Genomic DNA, 18,871 nt, shown 5'->3' on the forward strand with positions numbered 1-18,871 from the left:
AATTGCGAAGATAAAATTATATAACGTATAAAAAAATAAAAAAATGAAATTCCAACTTCAAAAAACTACAACTGTAGAATTGGAATTTGGAATCTCATTTTTGGAGTTTCTTTTGAAATTTATTTCAGTGTTTTTGCATTTTTAGCATTTTGATCTGTCAAAGCCAAAGCTAAAACTTCACTCATTTCTTTTACATAATGAAAAGTTAGTCCTTCCAGATATTCTGCTTTAATTTCATCAATGTCACTTTTGTTTTCATGACATAAAATGATTTCTTTAATATTAGCTCTTTTTGCCGCTAAGATTTTTTCTTTGATTCCGCCCACAGGTAAAACTTTACCACGTAACGTAATCTCTCCCGTCATTGCCAGACTTTTCTTTACTTTCTTTTGAGTCAATAATGAAACTAAGGAAGTTAACATCGCAATACCGGCACTTGGTCCGTCTTTTGGCGTAGCACCTTCAGGAACGTGTAAATGAATATTATATTTTTGGAATAACTCAACACCCAATCCTAATTTTTTAGCATTTGCCTTGATATATTCTAAAGCAATTGTAGCCGATTCTTTCATGACATTACCAAGATTTCCTGTAATAGTCAGGGAACCTTTTCCTTCGGATATTAATGATTCTATGAATAAAATATCACCACCAACGCTTGTCCAGGCTAAACCTGTTACAACTCCGGCAACATCATTATTTTCGTATTTATCTCGTTCTAACCTTGGTACACCTAAAACTTTCAGAATATCTTCGTCAGTTACTTTTTTGTTGTACTCCTCTTCCATCGCAACTGATTTTGCAGCATTACGAATTACCTGAGCAATTTTAGTTTCCAGATTACGAACTCCTGATTCACGTGTATAACCTTCAACAATTTTCTCTAATTGTTTTTTGCCAATCGTTAAGTCTTTAGCTGTTAATCCGTGTGCTTCTAATTGTTTTGGAAAAAGGTGTCTTTTAGCGATTTCAACTTTCTCTTCAATAGTATAACCAGACATTTTAATTACTTCCATTCTGTCACGCAATGCCGGCTGAATTGAAGACATATTATTTGAAGTGGCAATAAACATTACTTTAGATAAATCATAACCCATTTCAAGGAAATTATCATAAAAAGCATTGTTTTGTTCCGGATCTAAAACTTCTAATAAGGCAGAAGACGGATCGCCGCTGTTTCCGCTTGAAAGTTTATCTATTTCATCCAAAATAAAAACAGGATTTGATGTTCCTGCTTTTTTCAAACTTTGAATAATTCTTCCCGGCATCGCACCAATATAGGTTTTTCTGTGTCCGCGAATCTCTGCTTCATCACGTAAACCACCTAATGAAATACGTACATATTCACGTCCTAAAGCTTCAGCAACTGAACGTCCAATTGATGTTTTACCAACTCCCGGAGGTCCTGTCAAACAAATAATAGGCGACTTCATATCGTTACGAAGTTTTAAAACCGCTAAATGTTCAATCATTCTTTTCTTAACTTCTTCAAGTCCAAAATGATCTTTGTCTAATATTTTCTGAGCGTGTTTTAAATCAAATTTATCTTTAGAAAATTCACCCCACGGCAATTCTAAAAACAACTCTAAATAGTTACGCTGAATTCCAAAATCAGGAGATTGCGGATTCATTCTACGCATTTTAGACAATTCTTTTTCGAAATGTTTTTGCGTTTTTTCGTCCCACTTTTTAGTTTTCGCTTTCAGACTCATTTCGTCCATTTCCTCTTCTTGCGAAACGCCTCCCAATTCTTCCTGAATGGTTTTCATTTGCTGATGAAGAAAATATTCACGTTGCTGCTGATCTAAATCAAAACGAACTTTTGACTGAATGTCATTTTTCAATTCTAATTTTTGCAACTCAACGTTCATATAACGTAACGTTTCAAGCGCTCTGTCTTTTAATCCGTTTATCGAAAGTAAATCTTGCTTTTCCTTTACCGATAAATTCATATTTGAAGAAACAAAATTGATTAAAAACGATTGGCTTTCAATATTTTTAATTGCAAAAGTAGCTTCTGAAGGAATGTTTGGACTTTCCTTTATAATTTGAATCGCTAATTCTTTAACAGAATCTAAAATTGCTGTAAATTCAGTATCGTTTTCATCAGGACGCTCTTCAACCACTTCTTTGATAGTCGCAGTAATATATGGATCTTCAGAAGTAACCTGGTCTATTTCAAAACGTTTTTTACCTTGCAAAATTACCGTAACATTTCCGTCAGGCATTTTTAAAACACGTAAAATTCTTGCTACCGTTCCTACTTTATGAATATCATCTTTAGACGGATCTTCATCTTCTTCATTTATTTGAGAAACTACTCCAATGATTTTTCCGCCTGCATTCGCATCGTTTATCAATTTGATAGATTTATCTCTACCGGCAGAAATTGGGATAACTACTCCGGGAAATAAAACAGTATTACGTAAAGGCAATATTGGTAACGAAAGCGGAAGCTCCTCATTGTTCATTTCCTCTTCGTCTTCAGGAGTTAATAATGGAATCAATTCTGCTTCTGAATCAAATTCTTGAAGTGACAGATTGTCAATGGTAAGTATTTTATGGTCTGACATAATATTATATAAGTCTTTTTGTCATTAAATTGTAATTCTAACCTCAAATCTAACCTCAGATATAGTGCTTTTTAACAAAACTACACTAAGTGTTTTATTTATAAGATAGGCGGTAAAAATAGACAATCATTATGCCAAAAGCAAAAAAGAAAGTTTTGAAATTTAATAACTAAAATCAATTAATACCGGAAACGGAGACATTTTAAAAAAAATTACATTTATTTTTATCAAAAGTGTAACAAACCAAAAAAAGTTAGGTCATTATAAAAAACTAGCAACCATTACTTGAGTATAACAAACCAAAATATCGAAGAATTAATCACACTTTGTAAAGAGAACAACCAAAAGGCTCAATTCGAAGTTTACAATCGTTATTGTAAAGCAATGTACAATGTGGCGTACCGTATTGTTAAAGATGAACATTTTGCACAAGACGTCATGCAGGAAGGATTTCTTAAAGCTTTTACAAAAATAAACGATTATAAACAGGAAGTAGCTTTTGGAGCGTGGTTAAAAAAAATAATTATCAATTATAGTATTGATTTTTATAAAAAGAATAATGCTTTTCAAGTCGAGGATTTGAGCAAAACATTATATAAAATAGAAGAAAATGACAGTTTTTTTTCTGAAAATATAGATTTGAATTCGCTTAAAGTCAAGCAGGTTCTGGATACAATTTTAAGTTTAAAAGACAATTACCGGATGGTTTTGACGCTCTTTTATATTGAAGGTTATGATCAGGAAGAGATTAGCGAAATTTTGAATATTAGTTATGCCAATTGCCGAACTACATTGAGTAGAGCAAAAGAAAGTTTACGAAAAAAATTAGAGGAAATATGAAAAAGGAAAATGAAGGTTTAGATCAATTATTTGAAAAATTTGAGAATCAGTGGGATATAAAAAGAATGAACGCCGATCATCAGGTTGATTTCTTAAACAAATTAAACAAAAAACAGCCAAAGAAAAAAAATCATGCTGTCTGGGCAATTGCTGCTTCTATTCTTGTACTGCTTGGCGTTTCTCTATTTTATAATACTGCTGAAAAGCCAAAGGAATTCAAATTCGCATCAAAAGAAACCAAAAGAACTGATTCTATTTTTAGTATTTTAATTGATAATGAACTAGTTAAATTAAAAGAAAAAAGTTCACCGGAAAATCAGCAAATCATAAATGATGCTTTAAAACAAATGAAGGTTTTTGATTCGGATTATGAAAAAATATTGAAAGAAGTTCAAAAAAATGGTGAGAACAAACAAATTATTTATGCTATGATTAGCAATCTGCAAACCCGAATTTCATTTTTACAAACGGTATTACAGAGAATTGAAGAAAACGAAAAATTTAAAAACAGTACTGATGAAAAAACATTATAACATACTAATCTTATTGCTTTTGATTCCTTTATTAGGATTTTCAAATGACGATACTTTTGTTTCAAAACAAAAAAATATAAAAAAAACGTATATCGTAAATTCCAGTGCGGGAATTGATATTGACAATAAATATGGGAATATCACTGTAAGTACCTGGGACGAAGATAAAATTGATCTTGATATTACAATTAAGGTTTCGGGCGGAAATGAAGATTGGGTAAATGAAAAATTAAATAGCATTGATATCAATATTACAGCCCTTAAATCTTTAGTTTCTGCAGTTACAACTATTGGAAATTCTTCATTAAAAAGTAAAGGAAGCGGGAATAGCTTCGAAATTAACTATGTGATAAAAATTCCGAAAAATGGAAGTGTAAAACTGAATAATAAATACGGAAATATTACAACATTCAACCTGGAATCAACAACTGATATTGCCTGTAAATACGGTAAAATAATACTGGGCAAACTTAATGGTGACAGTAACAGAATCGAAATTGGCTATAGCCAAAATTCCAGTATCGACTACATCAAAAGCGGAAATATTGAAGCACGTTATTCAGGAATAAAAATAAATGAAGCCGGAAATTTAAATCTTGATGCTAATTACACTGATGTTTCCTTACAGGAAGGTCAAAATATTAAATGCAAAGGAAATTATGGCACATTTAAATTTCAAAAAATAAATTCACTCGTTGGCAGCAGTAATTATGTAACAATCGCTATTGCAGAGATTTCCAGCAACCTGAATATTGATGCTACTTATTCTAAAATAAATGTAGAATCGCTAAACGAAAAATCAAAAAACGTAAATATCAATACCGGATATACAAACGTATCGCTAGGATACAATACAAATTTTGCTTTTGACTTTGATATTAACACAAGATACGGAAACATTAAAAATGATAATTCTTTAGATATTTCGGTCAGCGAAAGCAAAAGCAGTTCTAAAAAATTAAGTGGTTTTAATAAGAAGAAAGGTCAAAATAAAGTGATTGTAAATTCTAATTACGGAAATGTAATACTTATCAAAAAACAATAATTATCAAAATCAATCAAAAATAGCAACATCATAAATCAATCAAAACAATGAAAAAATCAATTCAATTATTAGTTTGCAGCGCTTTTTTAGTAAGCTCGATCGCCAATGCTCAATGGTCATCAAATGAGAAAATAACAGGTAACGGCAAAGTTACAACAGACACAAGAACAACTGCTGATTATGATGCAATAAAAGTCTCCGGCTCTTTTGATGTAGATCTAGTAGCAGGTAAAGAAGGAAAAATAACGATCAAAGGCGAGGAAAATTTGATGTTGTATGTAAAAGTTGAAGTAGAAGATAATGTTTTAAAAATTTACAATCAAAAAGGCTCCAAGATCCGACCAAGCGGAGGTAAAAAAATTCAGGTTACAATTCCGTTTGAGAAAATATCCGAATTAAATCTTTCGGGTTCAGGAAATATTAAATCGATAGATACAATCAAAAACGATAAATTTCTTGCAAAATTATCCGGTTCAGGCAATTTTACTTTAGCATTTGATACTACTAATTTAGAATTAAATCTAAGTGGTTCAGGAAATGCACATTTAAAAGGAAATACTGATAAATTCACCAGTAAACTTTCAGGATCAGGAAATATTGATGCAGTAAATTTAAAAACTAAAAACGTTGATGCAAACGTTACTGGTTCAGGAAATAGCCGCGTAAATTGTAATGAAAATCTAGTAGCAAGAGTTTCGGGTTCCGGAGATATAAAATATACAGGAAGTCCTGAAAAACGTGATGTAAAAGTCTCCGGTTCAGGAAATATTTCAAAAGCATAATTATCAGAAAAAAAACTGTCATCAATCAAATTATCAGGTTTGTCAAACTCTATGACAACTTAAATCCCCGAAAAGGCACTTTATTAATTTAAAGTGCCTTTTTTGGTATTCTGCGTAACAATAATACTCCAACTGCAAAAAACAAGGCTAAAATTACAATGGCAAATCTTGGGCTTCCTGTAATTTGGTCAATTATTCCATAAACACACATACCAATTACGATTCCTATTTTTTCTGAAACATCATAAAAACTAAAAAAAGAGGCAGTATCTTCTGTTTCAGGTAGTAATTTAGAATATGTAGAACGTGATAATGCCTGAATTCCTCCCATTACAAAACCAATTAAAGTCGCCATTATATAAAAATGAATAGGTAATGTTATGAAATAAGCCATAATACAAAGAACAACCCATATACAATTGATAACAATTAATGTGGGGATGTTTCCGAATTTTGCAGAAGCACGAGATGTTAAAAAAGCGCCAAGAATAGCTACTAATTGTATTAATAAGATACAGGTAATTAAACCTGTAGTACTTTCACTCTCAGAACTCCATTTAATTTCTTGTGCCCCAAAATAAGTTGCAACAATCATAACAGTTTGAACTGCCATACTGTAAACGAAAAAACTGCCTAAATATCGTTTCAATGAAATATTTTGCTCAAGTAATTTCCAAACTTTCTTTAATTCTGAAAAACCATTAAAAAGGACATTTTTGGTTACTTTTTGATTCTTATTATTATTTCCTTTTGGCAGATAATAATACGTATATTGACTAAAAAGAATCCACCAGATTCCAACCATTAAAAATGAATATCGCATTGCTGCCATTTTAGCCTCACCACCTTCGGCACCCATAATCATTACAAGATTAATGACCATTAAAATAACACTTCCTACATATCCCAGAGAATATCCTTTGGCACTTAATTTATCTTGTTGTTCAGGAAAAGCAATATCCGGTAAATAGGAATTATAAAAAACCAAACTCCCCCAAAAACCAATTAATCCTAAAAAATAAAAAAGTAAGCCAACATATATATTTTCGAGGTTAAACCAATATAAACCCATACAGGACAAAGCGCCCATATAGCAGAAGAATTTCATAAATGCCTTTTTATTTCCAACATAATCGGCAATACCTGATAATAATGGCGAAATAAAAGCAACTACTAAAAAAGCAGAAGCAGTAATAAAACTGATTAAAGCAGAATTTTTAAGATTCATTCCAAAAACATCTATGTAATGATCTCTTTTTGAAAATAATGCTTCATAAAAAATGGGGAAAACGGCTGATGAAATTACTAACGGATAAACCGAATTTGCCCAATCGTAAAATGCCCATGCGTTTAATAATTTTTTATCTCCCTTTTGTAAATCTTTCATAGAAATGGTTTTGTTAACAGGCTACGAATTTATCCATTTTTAATCATAATCAAATAGAAAATTGACAAATCGTATATTAATAAATTATAAACTTTTTAAATGGTGATTTTACATAAAAAAAGCTACTCTAAAATTTAGAATAGCTTATAATTATTACTGAATAACTAAATATTTACTTTATCTGATTACGCCTACTTTTGATGCCATAGCTCTGGCTTCTGGAATTAACGATTTTAAATTTGCAATTCTTGAAGCATCAGATGGGTGCGTACTCATAAATTCCGGAGTTCCTGCCGCCCCTGATTTAGCCGACATTCTTGTCCAGAATGAGATTGCATCATCCGGGTTGTAACCTGCAATTGCCATAAGTGTCAAACCTATTTTATCCGCTTCGGTTTCATTGCTTCTGCTAAACGGAAGCATTACTCCTACTTCAGATCCAAGTCCGTAAGCCTGAGCAAAAATTTGTTGCGTTGATTCAGATTTTCCGCTTGTGGCTGCTCCCAAAGCTGCTCCGCCTATTTGCTGTAACTGTGCTGCGCTCATTCTTTGTGCACCGTGATTTGCTAATGCATGCGAAACTTCATGTCCCATAACAGTCGCTAAACCGGCTTCGTTTTGAGTAACTGGTAATATTCCTGAATAAACAACTATTTTACCACCTGGCATACACCATGCGTTAACTTCTTTATTGTCTACTAATTTGTATTCCCATCTGTAATCACTTAAATATTGTGCCTGACCTAAATAAGTCAAATATTTTTCGGCCGCGCTTTTAATTCTCGCTCCTACTGCTTCTACCCTTTTTGCATCTGCAGTTCCAGTAATTACCTTATTTTCTGCTATAAAAGCATTATATTGTTGAAAAGACGAAGGAAATAATTCACTGTTTGAAACAAAATTTAAATTTTTCTTTCCTGTAACAGGATTTGTTGCACAACCACCTATTATAATAGCTGTAAAAATTCCTAATATTAAATGTTTTTTCATGATTTTTATATTTTTTAACACTCACAAAAATACAATTAATAATATCTCATATTTTATATAATTTTTTAAAATAGTATCAGAATTTCCTTATTCGCCAACAATATGAAGCTCATTGAACTCTTTATCAACAATTAAGAAGTTATTTTCTTCAAAAGAAAATCTGTCAAAACTTATTTTCTCGTTATCAATTTCAATCTCTGTTACTTTAAAAGGCAATCCAATTAAATTGATTTTATATTTTGTGTAAGGCGTATCGAATTTTCCTTCTTTATGAAGTTGAACAATAAGCTCTTTTTCCTTACCGATAGTTCTAAACGACAAAAAGCTGTAACGTCCTTTTTTATAATCATAACCGTCCTGAGCATCTTCGTAAACTACTGATTTCTCTTTTCCGTTTTTAAAGTACAAATCCAGCGTTAATTCATCAAATTCAAGTTCACCCACATATTGTTGAACCGGATATTTTGGAATTACTGCACCCGCTTTTATAAAAACAGGAATTTCATCAAATTTAGTATCAATCCATACTTCTCTTCCGCCTGTTGTAAATTCATTTGTCCAGTAGTTATACCATTCACCTCTTGGAATATACATACGTCTGCCTACAGCATTAGGTTCAAGTATAGGACATACTAATATTTGATTTCCAAAGATGAATTCATCATTGCGATAATGCGTTTGTGTATCATCCTGATCATAATAAACCAAAGGTTTTAACATTGGGATTCCTTCTTCAATATATTGCCAGAACATGGTATACAAATAGGGTAATAACTGATAACGCAGACTCACAAATTTTCTGGTAATATTAATTACTTCTTCATCAAAAGCCCAAGGTTCCTGATTGCCGTGATCTCCTGAAGAATGCGTTCTGCAAAATGGATGAAAAACACCTAACTGAATCCATCTGGCGTATAATTCGCCAGTTGGCTGTTCAGCAAAACCTCCAATATCTGAACCTGTAAATCCCATTCCGGAAATATTCATTCTTTGTACCTGAATATTGGCAAGCCATAAATGTTCCCAGGTCGCTACATTATCTCCCGTCCACGATGATGTATAACGCTGTGCTCCTGAATAAGCAGATCTTGTAATTACAAAAGGACGTTTAGGATACGTAAATCGTTTTACACCATGATACGTCGCCCTTGCCATTTGAGTTCCGTAAATATTATGTGCTTTTCTATGACTGCAGGGATTTCCATCATAAACATGACGAACATCCATTGGAAAAGTTTTATTAGGAACTTCCATAACCGCAGGTTCATTCATATCATTCCAAACTCCCTTGACACCAATATCTGAAATTAATTCTTTAAATAATCCTGCCCACCATTCTCTGACTGCGGGATTTGTATAATCAGGAAAATTGCATTCCCCCGGCCAGACTTTACCTTTCATATAAGGTCCATCAGCTCTTTTACAGAAGTAATCTTTTTCTAAAGCTTCCTGATAAACCCAATAATCTTTGTCAATTTTGATTCCGGGATCTATAATTACAATAGTTTTGAAGCCGTCTTCGGCTAATTCTGCAACCATTCTTTTTGGATCCGGGAAATAATCCTTATTCCATGTAAAACATCGAAAGCCTTCCATATAATCGATATCCAGATAAATGGCATCGCAGGGAATTTTTAATTCTCTAAATTTTGAAGTAATTTCTTTAACTTTACTTTCCGGATAATAACTCCATTTACATTGATGATATCCTAAAACCCAAAGCGGTGGTAACTCAGGCTTACCTGTTAAATCAGTGTATGTTGTTACCACATCCTGCATTTGCGGACCATAAATGAAGTAGTAATTCATTTCACCGCCTTCTGCCCAAAAACTGGCAACGTTTCGTCTTTCCTGACAAAAATCAAAGAAAGTTCTAAAAGTATTGTCAAAGAAAATTCCGTAAGATTGTTTATTTTGTAAACCAATATAAAACGGAACTACCTTATATAATGGATCTTGTTCTTTTTGATAAGCATATTGATCTGTAGCAAAATTTTCAAGTCTTTTGCCTTTTAAATTCATTTGAGTCGCTTTGTCGCCAAGACCGTAAAAACATTCCCCATCCTTAGATGATTTACTCATTTTTACAATGTTGCCGCCATATTCGTAACTTTCTTCCCAATGAAACCCTAGTTCATCTTCCAGAATCAAAAGATCATTTAAATCGTAAATAGACAAACGAAGATCTATTTTCTGAATATTGCATTTTACTTTACTGGTTCTGATCTGGAAATAAGTTTCTTCTTCTGTAAGTTCTAAAAAGTTATATCCGTGTAACTGCGTTTTATCGATAGCATAGGAAAAATCATTACTAAAATATCCTTTCGTAGTAAAACGAAATCGGATTAAACTATCTCTGAGTATGGTAACTTTTAAGATGACTTTATTAGCAGTATGAAAAAAAATTGTATCACCTTCATGTTCATACGAAACAATTTTTGATGGATATAAATCGCCCTTGTATTCTAATGATGTATTTGTAATCATAACGCTAATGAATTAATTAATCGAATATTATCTCAATTCCAAACATACAAAAAAACCGTTTAAACCACTATCAATATAAGGTTTATTCACGAAAACGTTATTTCTGAAAGGGTTCCAAATTCAGGCTCGAAAAATAAACAATTTGATAATTTAAAAACAATAAATTGATAAATTAATACTTTAAAAAACAGCCTTTATTTTTTAAACGAAAGAAAAAACGGTTACACTTAAAGGTGGTAATATTAATTCAACAGAATAGTCTCTGCCATCATAAGATATGTTATCGATTTTTAGGTGTTTAGAATTTCCAAGGCCGCTTCCGCCATAAATCACAGCGTCACTATTAAAAATCTCTTCTAATTTTCCTTTTTGTGGAATTCCAATTCTATAATTCTCGCGAACTACCTGAGTGAAATTACAAACTACAATTACATTTTCATTAGCATTATTTCCTTTTCGAATATAGGATAAAACCGCATTTTGATGATCTGAATAATTGATCCATTCAAAACCTTCTCCGCTAAATTGTTTTTCATACAAAGCAGGTCGCGATTTATAGAGTTGATTCAAATCTGTAATAATCTTTTTAATTCCTGAATGATAATCGTATTGCAATAAATGCCAATCTAAACTTTTTTCAAAATTCCATTCATCGCTTTGCCCAAACTCAGATCCCATAAAAAGTAATTTGGTTCCGGGATGCGTAAACATATAACCATACAATAATCTTAAGTTGGCAAATTTCTGCCATTCGTCACCAGGCATTTTATTGGCAACAGATTTTTTTCCGTAAACAACTTCATCATGTGAAAACGGAAGCATGAAATTTTCGGTAAAAGCATAAGTCATTGAAAACGTCAAATCATTTTGATGGTATTTTCGATAAACAGTTTCTTTCTGAAAGTACTTCAAAGTATCGTGCATCCAGCCCATCATCCATTTCATTCCAAAACCTAAACCGCCAGTAAAAGTTGGTCTGGAAACCATCGGAAAAGAGGTACTTTCTTCTGCAATAGTTTGAACTCCATCAAAATTAGCATAGATTACTTCATTGAATTCTTTAAGAAAACTAATTGTGTCCAAATTTTCTCTTCCGCCATAAATATTAGGTTCCCACTCGCCTTCTTTTCTGGAATAATCAAGATATAACATCGAAGCTACTGCATCAACGCGTAAACCATCAACATGATAATGCTGTAACCAAAAAACAGCATTACTAATTAAAAATGCCCTAACTTCATTTCGCCCGTAATTAAATACAAGACTTTTCCAATCCGGATGATATCCTTTTTTGCGATCCGGATGTTCATACAAATGAGAACCATCAAAGAATCCCAAACCATGTGCATCATCAGGAAAATGCGATGGAACCCAGTCTAAAATTACGCCAATTCCGGCTTGATGTAATTTATCTACTAAAACCATAAAATCCTGAGGTTTCCCAAAACGTGAAGTCGGAGCAAAATATCCTGTCAATTGATATCCCCACGACGGATCATAAGGATATTCCATTACAGGCATAAATTCAACATGGGTAAAACCAGTTTCTTTTACATAATTTACCAAATCATCCGCAAACTCTAAATAAGTTAAAAACCGATTATTTTCACCACGTTTCCAGGAACCCAGATGCACTTCATAAACTGAATAAGGTTTGTCTAGACCATTCTTTTCCTGACGAACTTGCATCCAGTTTTCATCCTTCCAGTTATACTCTAAATCCCAAACAACTGAAGCAGTATGAGGCGGCTTTTCACAATATAACGAGAATGGATCTGCTTTTTCAGTAACAAGACCATTAATGCTCGATTCAATTTTATATTTATAAAGTGATCCTTTTGCAAGATCTGGAATAAAACCTTCCCAAATTCCGGAAGAATCCCAGCGCACTTGCAATAAGTGTTCACTTTGTGTCCAATAATTGAAATCACCAACAACTGAAACAGATTGAGCCGTTGGAGCCCAAACAGCAAAATAAACACCTTTTACTCCATTAACTTCAACTAAATGCGCTCCTAATTTTTCGTATAATTTGAAGTGTTTTCCTGCTTTGAATAAATCAATATCAAAATCAGTAAATAGAGAATGCGTGATAACTTTATTCATATTTGTTTTTTCTAATTGGAATTTGGGATTTTATTACTGGATTTTTTAAAAAACTTATTCAATTCTAAAGTTATCAGAGAGAACCGCGCCTTTTTTAATCACGACAATCCCATCTTTAATGCTATATAATTCGTTAGCGAAATTATCAAGATGCTTTCCTCCGTTAATATGAACATTGTTTCCTATTCTGACATTTTTATCAATCAAAGCATTGTTTATAAAACAATTTTCACCAATTCCAACATGAATTTTATTAATGGTACTTTCATTATTCATTTCATCCAGATCCTGATAAAAATCGTTACCCATTACGTAACAATTTTCAAGCACAGTTCCTACACCTATTCTGGAACGAATACCTATTACAGAACTTTTAATTTCTTTGGCATTAATAATACATCCTTCTGAAATCAAAGATTGATTGATAATGGAATTTCTAAATTTTGATGGCGGTAATAGTCTTGGTCTTGTGAAAATTTTGTTATCATTATCAAACAAATTAAACTCAGGAATATCTGCCGTTAAACCAATATTAGCTTCAAAAAAGGATTCTATATTTCCGATATCTGTCCAATATCCTTCATATTGATAACTTAGTATTTTATGTTTTCCCACTGCGTGCGGAATAATTTCTTTTCCAAAATCTTTCGTATGAGGATCAGACATTAAATCTTCCAGCAATTGACGGTTAAAAATATAAATTCCCATCGATGCCAAATACTTTTTCCCTTTTTCCTGCATGTGCTCGCTTACCTCAGATTCCCATTCAGGCAATAATGATGCATCTGGTTTTTCTATAAAAGCTTCTACACAACTTTCATGATTGGTTTTAAGAATTCCAAATTCAGGTGCATCTTTAGCATTTACCGGTAAAGTTGCAATCGAAATCTCTGCATTTGCTGCAATATGTGCTTCCAGCATTTCGTTAAAATCCATTTGATACAATTGATCCCCTGATAAAATCAAGGCATGATCAAATTCATGTTTCAAAAAGTGCGACATACATTGACGAACAGCATCTGCAGTTCCCTGAAACCATGTTGGATTATCCGGAGTTTGCTCTGCCGCTAAAATATCAACGAATGACTGACTAAAAATACTAAAATTAAAAGTGTTTTTAATATGCGCATTTAAAGATGCTGAGTTAAACTGCGTCAAAACAAATATTTTAAAAATATCAGAATTAATACAATTTGAAATAGGAATATCTACTAATCTATATTTTCCACCAATTGGAACTGCCGGTTTTGATCTGGTTTCTGTTAATGGGAACAAACGCGATCCTTGTCCTCCTCCTAAAATAATAGCAACAACATTTTTCTTTTTAAATTTCATTTTTCTCAATTATTAAGGTGTATATGTCAATGTATTCTTTGCAAACTCTTTCCCAGGAATGGTCAATAGCCATTCCTCTTTTTCTTATTTCATTAAAACTTATCTTATCATCATACAATTTCACGGCACGATTTATAGAATAGCAAATATCTCCAACCGAAGCCTGATCATGGCAAATTCCGTTTCCGTTATCTCCAAAATCAATTACTGTATCACGCAATCCTCCTGTTCGCCTAACGATTGGAACAGTGCCGTAACGCAAAGCATACATCTGATTCAAACCGCAAGGTTCTACTCTTGAGGGCATTAAAATATAATCTGATCCGGCATAAATCAAATGTGCTAATTCTTCATTGTACCCAATAAATACATTGTAATTGCCATTATAGTCATTTCTCAACTGAATTAATTGTGCTTCAATAGCAGCATTTCCTGATCCTAAAATTAGAATATTGATATTTTCAAAATTTTCAGACAATGCCAGTGCTGAAGCATGAGGTAATAAATCACCGCCTTTTTCCTCAAATAAGCGCCCGATAAAACTAAATAATGGCTTTGTAGAATCTAATTCAAATTGTTCACAAAGTTTTTCTTTGTTCTTTTGCTTTCCTGTTTCAATAGTATCAATACTATAATTCTCCACAATCATTTGATCTTTTGCAGGATTCCAGACTTCAAAATCAATCCCGTTTAAAATCCCTTTTGATTTACTACGAACCGAATTAAATAAAGATTCTAAACCATTAGCAGAGATATTTATTTCGTTAAGATAACTCGGCGAAACAGTCGTTACCGCATGAGCACATTTAATTCCGACCGCTAGGGAATTTAATGAATTATCCCATTCCAGAAAGCCAACGTGAATCAAATCAAATTCCGGCAAATAATGCAATTTGTCAAAACCAAACCAGCCCTGATATAAACCATTATGAATTGTTATAACCGTTTTTATAGTTCTTAAACCTTCATATTTATAAGCATATTTAACTAAAAACGGAATTATACCCGTATGGTGATCGTGACAATTAATAATATCCGGCACTGTTTTGCGTGCTAAAATCCAATCTAAAGCTGCAATTTGAAATGATAAAAATCGCTCAATATCATCTTCATAACCATATACATTTGGGCGATTAAACAATTCATTAATTTCTATTAGATACAATTCATATCCAAGTTTATCTGTTGTTTCCTTTAAAACACTAAACGGAAAATTAAAATTACCCAGTTTCACATTACCCCAATGAACGCATTCAAAATCATTTTCATTTCTAAACTTTGTATCATAACACGGAACAACAACCCGAACATGATGACCAGCTTTTTTTTGATATTTTGGTAAAGCCCCTACAACATCTGCAAGACCACCAACTTTTGCCATAGGATAACATTCTGCACTTATATGAAATATTTCCATGTAGAAATTTAAGTAATTATTAAAACTAATTTGATGATTGTTTTTTTTAGCAGACATTTATTAATGTGCTACTTTTATGTTTCCTAAATTTAGGAAAAAATAAATAAAATCAAGACTTAAGAAAAAATTTATTGATATGGCAAAAAATAATACTAATCCTACTCAATCTTTAAAAATTCCGCGAATAATTATATTATCCAGTAAAATACTTGCTTTTATTTCCCCTAAATTAGTAACTACATTTGCTGCAAAACTTTTTACAAGCCCAATAAAACATAACGTTCCCAAACGAGAGTTTGAAATGGATCGTAAAAGTGTTAAAAATAAAATTTTTATACCGGCAATTAATAAAAGCATTATAACATACCAATACGGAAAAAGTAAACATAAAATATTATTAATTCACGGTTGGTCAGGACGTGGAACTCAATTATTTAAAATAGCTGATGAACTTCTGCAAAACGGATATTCAGTGGTAAGTTTTGATGCTCCGGCACATGGTAAATCGGAAGGAAAGACAACTATAATGTCTGAATTTATAGCTTCTATATTAGAAATTGAAAAACAATTTGGTCCATTTCAAAGTGCAATTGGTCATTCATTAGGCGGAATGTCTGTTCTCAATGCAATCAAAGACGGCTTAAAGATCGACAAAGCAATTATTATTGGCAGTGGAGATATTGTGCAGGATATTTTAGAAGAATTTATTTCCAAATTAGGTTTAAAAAGAGAAATCAGTGAACGATTACGTGATCGCTTTGAGGACAAATACAAAGTCAAAATGGATGATTTTTCAGCTTACAGAGCAGCGCAAAAAATTCAAATTCCTGTATTAGTAATTCATGATAATGATGATCCCGAAGTTCCGGTAACAGCAGGAATTCACATTCATGAAAATCTCCAAAACGGAAGTTTATTCCTTACAGACGGTTTGGGACACAGAAAAATTTTAGGAAATCAAAATGTTATAAAAAAAATCATTGATTTTATTAAAAGTGCTTAACTTTATGATAGTTATATTTTTATTATTCAACTTAAAAAAGAGCTAAGATGGATTTATTTGGAGAAACATCAAATTGGGCAGTTAAACTAAAGCCTATTCTAAAAAAATACAAAGGAAAAACACATCCTTTAGACTATAAAAGCACCTATCAATTATTGGTTATGGTAGTTTTATCAGCGCAGGATTCGGATGCTAATATAAATAAAATTTCTCCTGCTTTATTTGAGAAATTTCCAACACTTAAAAGTTTATCAAAAACTAATTCTGAAACATTTATACCCTACATAAGTAAAGTCCGAAATTATCCCACAAAAGCTGGATGGCTATTAGAAATTGCAAAAACAATCAAAAATGACGAAGAAATTCCATTAACTATGCAAGGTTTAACCGCATTAAAAGGTGTCGGTCGAAAATCTGCGAATGTTATCATGAGAGAAACCAATCAGCCGGTTGAAGGTATTATTGCCGATTTACATGTTATTAGAGTTGCGCCAAGAATTGGTATCATAAAAGAAAGCAAAGACGGAAATAAAGTCGAAAAAGAATTAATGCAAGTACTCCCAAAATCTATTTGGTCAGAAATTGGAATGGCAATATCATTTCATGGAAGAGAAATTTGCAGACCAAAGCCCAAATGTGAAGAATGTGAATTAACAGATGTCTGTCATTATTATTTAACTCAGGTCATATAAAGTTTATCTTAAAATTAAAAATGTAACTTTTTTAACTCCACCAATATTATGCGTTCGATTTTACTCCTCTTACTAATAGTCCTCACAATCTCTTGTAAAAAAGAAAACAAAACAGAAACCCTTTCAGATTATTTTACATATGAGAAAAATAACAATGTAGAATCAGCTGGAGTAAAAATGATTCCAATTAAAACCCCGGTAGGTGAATTTAAAGTATGGACAAAACGGTTTGGAAATAATCCAAAAATAAAAATACTACTATTACATGGAGGTCCGGCTATGACACATGAATATATGGAGTGCTTTGAAACATTTTTTCAACGAGAAGGATTTGAATTCTACGAATATGATCAACTTGGTTCCTATTATAGTGACCAGCCGAAAGACAGCAGTTTATGGAAAACAGAGCGTTTTGTTGAAGAAGTAGAACAAGTACGAAAAGCAATTGGAGCCGATAATTCTAATTTTTATGTCCTGGGAAATTCATGGGGAGGAATCCTTGCAATGGAATATGCCTTAAAATATCAGCAAAATCTAAAAGGACTTCTTGTTTCAAATATGGTTGCCAGCGCACCAGATTACGGTGAATATGCAGACAAAGTACTTTCAAAGCAGATGAAACCAGAAATATTAGCAGAAATAAGGTCGTTAGAAACTAAAAAAGATTTCAATAACCCAAGATATATGGAACTTTTAATTCCGAATTTCTATCACAAACATCTATGCAGACTAAAGGAATGGCCAGACGGATTAAATCGTGCCAGTAAACATGTTAATGGAGAAATTTACACGATGATGCAAGGACCAAGCGAATTTGGAATTAGTGGTCGTTTAGCGAAATGGGACATCAAAAATCGTCTGCACGAACTATCAATTCCCACACTAATGATTGGAGCAAAATATGACACAATGGATCCAAAAGCGATGCAAGAACAAAGTAAATTAGTTCAAAAAGGACGCTTTTTATATTGTCCAAACGGAAGTCATCTTGCTATGTGGGATGACCAGGAAGTTTTCATGAAAGGAGTTATTCAATTTATCAAAGATGTTGACAGTAATAAATTCTAGCACTACAAAAAATAACATCTTAAATATCACAACATTAAACATTATAAAAATAATTTGGGCGTTACCCTCCGGGTCGGGCTTTCGGCTATATCTTTTGTGGGAGATAATTTTGCTTGTTTAAAGAGATTTTATTTTCCCACAAAAGGATACCGCCTCTATTCCTAACGCAATAAAAATCTCCCTAACAATTATAATAACTATCAAACTATTTTGATATTAAAGTACGATGCTTCAGCAAGAATCTTTTAATGCAAAAATAAAAGCATTCAGATCAAAATTCAGAGGTGTTAGGAATGTGGAATACTTCCTTTTTAGGCTAACTAATATTTATGCTTAATTTTTGCTACTCCACAGGTTTTCGTGTTGATCCGTTTTCGTCTTGATCTGAATTTCGGCTCCCCCAGAAGGTTTAAATTTTAATAAGCCTTGAATTTTGGTTTTAAACAAAAAAATCCTCATCAAATAAATGATGAGGATTTTATAAAAAAAGGCGACGACATACTCTCCCACATAACTGCAGTACCATCTGCGCAGGCGGGCTTAACTACTCTGTTCGGGATGGGAAGAGGTGAGCCCCGCCGCAATAACCACCTTAAGGTTGTTAGTCTAAAGT

Annotated in this window: 14 protein-coding genes and 1 rRNA gene; 7 read left to right on the forward strand and 8 right to left on the reverse strand. The window is 32.5% G+C overall.

Translation table 11 applies throughout. The features are described from left to right. Positions 1-119 precede the first annotated feature (119 nt). Positions 120-2,573 carry an endopeptidase La gene (lon, locus tag ACHRVX_RS23130; protein WP_395336782.1) on the reverse strand — a complete coding sequence of 818 codons (2,454 nt, stop codon included), beginning with the start codon at positions 2,571-2,573 and terminating at the stop codon, positions 120-122. Between the two features lie 285 nt (positions 2,574-2,858). Here lon and ACHRVX_RS23135 point away from each other — a divergent pair, with 285 nt between their 5' ends. From ACHRVX_RS23135 to ACHRVX_RS23150, 4 genes are read left to right on the forward strand one after another with little or no spacing between them, the layout of a single operon-like run. Beyond that, positions 2,859-3,413 (forward strand): RNA polymerase sigma factor, encoded by a 555-nt coding sequence (locus ACHRVX_RS23135; RefSeq protein WP_395336784.1) that lies wholly within the window; start codon positions 2,859-2,861, stop codon positions 3,411-3,413. Further along, the gene (locus tag ACHRVX_RS23140) at positions 3,410-3,946 is read left to right on the forward strand and encodes an anti-sigma factor (protein ID WP_395336786.1); all 537 of its coding nucleotides are present in this window, start codon (positions 3,410-3,412) and stop codon (positions 3,944-3,946) included. The genes ACHRVX_RS23135 and ACHRVX_RS23140 overlap by 4 nt, the downstream gene beginning before the upstream one ends. Next, positions 3,930-4,991 carry a hypothetical protein gene (locus ACHRVX_RS23145; protein WP_395336788.1) on the forward strand — a complete coding sequence of 354 codons (1,062 nt, stop codon included), beginning with the start codon at positions 3,930-3,932 and terminating at the stop codon, positions 4,989-4,991. The genes ACHRVX_RS23140 and ACHRVX_RS23145 overlap by 17 nt, the downstream gene beginning before the upstream one ends. Positions 4,992-5,038: 47 nt before the next feature. Then, positions 5,039-5,773 (forward strand): head GIN domain-containing protein, encoded by a 735-nt coding sequence (locus ACHRVX_RS23150; protein WP_395336790.1) that lies wholly within the window; start codon positions 5,039-5,041, stop codon positions 5,771-5,773. A gap of 88 nt (positions 5,774-5,861) precedes the next feature. On the opposite strand, the gene ACHRVX_RS23155 is transcribed toward ACHRVX_RS23150, so the two are convergent. The 6 genes from ACHRVX_RS23155 to ACHRVX_RS23180 all read right to left on the reverse strand — a co-directional run bounded on the left by ACHRVX_RS23155 (position 5,862) and on the right by ACHRVX_RS23180 (position 15,495). Then, positions 5,862-7,160 (reverse strand): MFS transporter, encoded by a 1,299-nt coding sequence (locus ACHRVX_RS23155; RefSeq protein ID WP_395336792.1) that lies wholly within the window; start codon positions 7,158-7,160, stop codon positions 5,862-5,864. Positions 7,161-7,337: 177 nt separating this feature from the next. Continuing rightward, positions 7,338-8,150: a M48 family metallopeptidase gene (locus ACHRVX_RS23160; protein ID WP_395336795.1), complete on the reverse strand. Its 813-nt coding sequence runs from the start codon at positions 8,148-8,150 to the stop codon at positions 7,338-7,340. 87 nt (positions 8,151-8,237) lie between these two features. After that, on the reverse strand, positions 8,238-10,637 hold the full coding sequence (locus tag ACHRVX_RS23165; protein WP_395336797.1) for a glycoside hydrolase family 31 protein: 2,400 nt from the start codon (positions 10,635-10,637) through the stop codon (positions 8,238-8,240). A 201-nt stretch (positions 10,638-10,838) separates the two neighbouring features. After that, positions 10,839-12,743 (reverse strand): 1,4-alpha-glucan branching protein GlgB, encoded by a 1,905-nt coding sequence (gene glgB, locus ACHRVX_RS23170; RefSeq protein ID WP_395336799.1) that lies wholly within the window; start codon positions 12,741-12,743, stop codon positions 10,839-10,841. Positions 12,744-12,797: 54 nt separating this feature from the next. Next, positions 12,798-14,078, reverse strand: a complete 1,281-nt coding sequence (locus ACHRVX_RS23175) for a glucose-1-phosphate adenylyltransferase (protein WP_395336801.1) — start codon at positions 14,076-14,078, stop codon at positions 12,798-12,800. Beyond that, positions 14,068-15,495: a glycogen synthase gene (locus tag ACHRVX_RS23180; protein WP_395336803.1), complete on the reverse strand. Its 1,428-nt coding sequence runs from the start codon at positions 15,493-15,495 to the stop codon at positions 14,068-14,070. Before ACHRVX_RS23180 ends, ACHRVX_RS23175 begins: the two co-directional genes overlap by 11 nt. Before the next feature lie 136 nt (positions 15,496-15,631). Between ACHRVX_RS23180 and ACHRVX_RS23185 the strand changes: the two genes are divergently transcribed. Genes ACHRVX_RS23185 through ACHRVX_RS23195 form a run of 3 tightly spaced genes read left to right on the forward strand, consistent with a single transcriptional unit; the run spans position 15,632 to position 18,258 of the window. Continuing rightward, entirely contained in the window at positions 15,632-16,498 is an 867-nt protein-coding gene (locus ACHRVX_RS23185; RefSeq protein WP_395336806.1) for an alpha/beta hydrolase, read from the forward strand. A gap of 47 nt (positions 16,499-16,545) precedes the next feature. Beyond that, positions 16,546-17,190 carry an endonuclease III domain-containing protein gene (gene nth / locus ACHRVX_RS23190; protein WP_395336808.1) on the forward strand — a complete coding sequence of 215 codons (645 nt, stop codon included), beginning with the start codon at positions 16,546-16,548 and terminating at the stop codon, positions 17,188-17,190. 48 nt (positions 17,191-17,238) lie between these two features. Then, a complete protein-coding gene (locus ACHRVX_RS23195; protein ID WP_395336811.1) occupies positions 17,239-18,258 on the forward strand; it encodes a proline iminopeptidase-family hydrolase in 1,020 nt (339 codons plus the stop codon). 485 nt (positions 18,259-18,743) lie between these two features. On the opposite strand, the gene rrf is transcribed toward ACHRVX_RS23195, so the two are convergent. Beyond that, positions 18,744-18,853, reverse strand: a 5S ribosomal RNA gene (gene rrf, locus ACHRVX_RS23200). Between the last annotated feature and the right edge of the window lie 18 nt (positions 18,854-18,871).

It is taken from the genome of Flavobacterium sp. FlaQc-47 (genome assembly GCF_044006475.1).
GTDB lineage: Bacteria > Bacteroidota > Bacteroidia > Flavobacteriales > Flavobacteriaceae > Flavobacterium.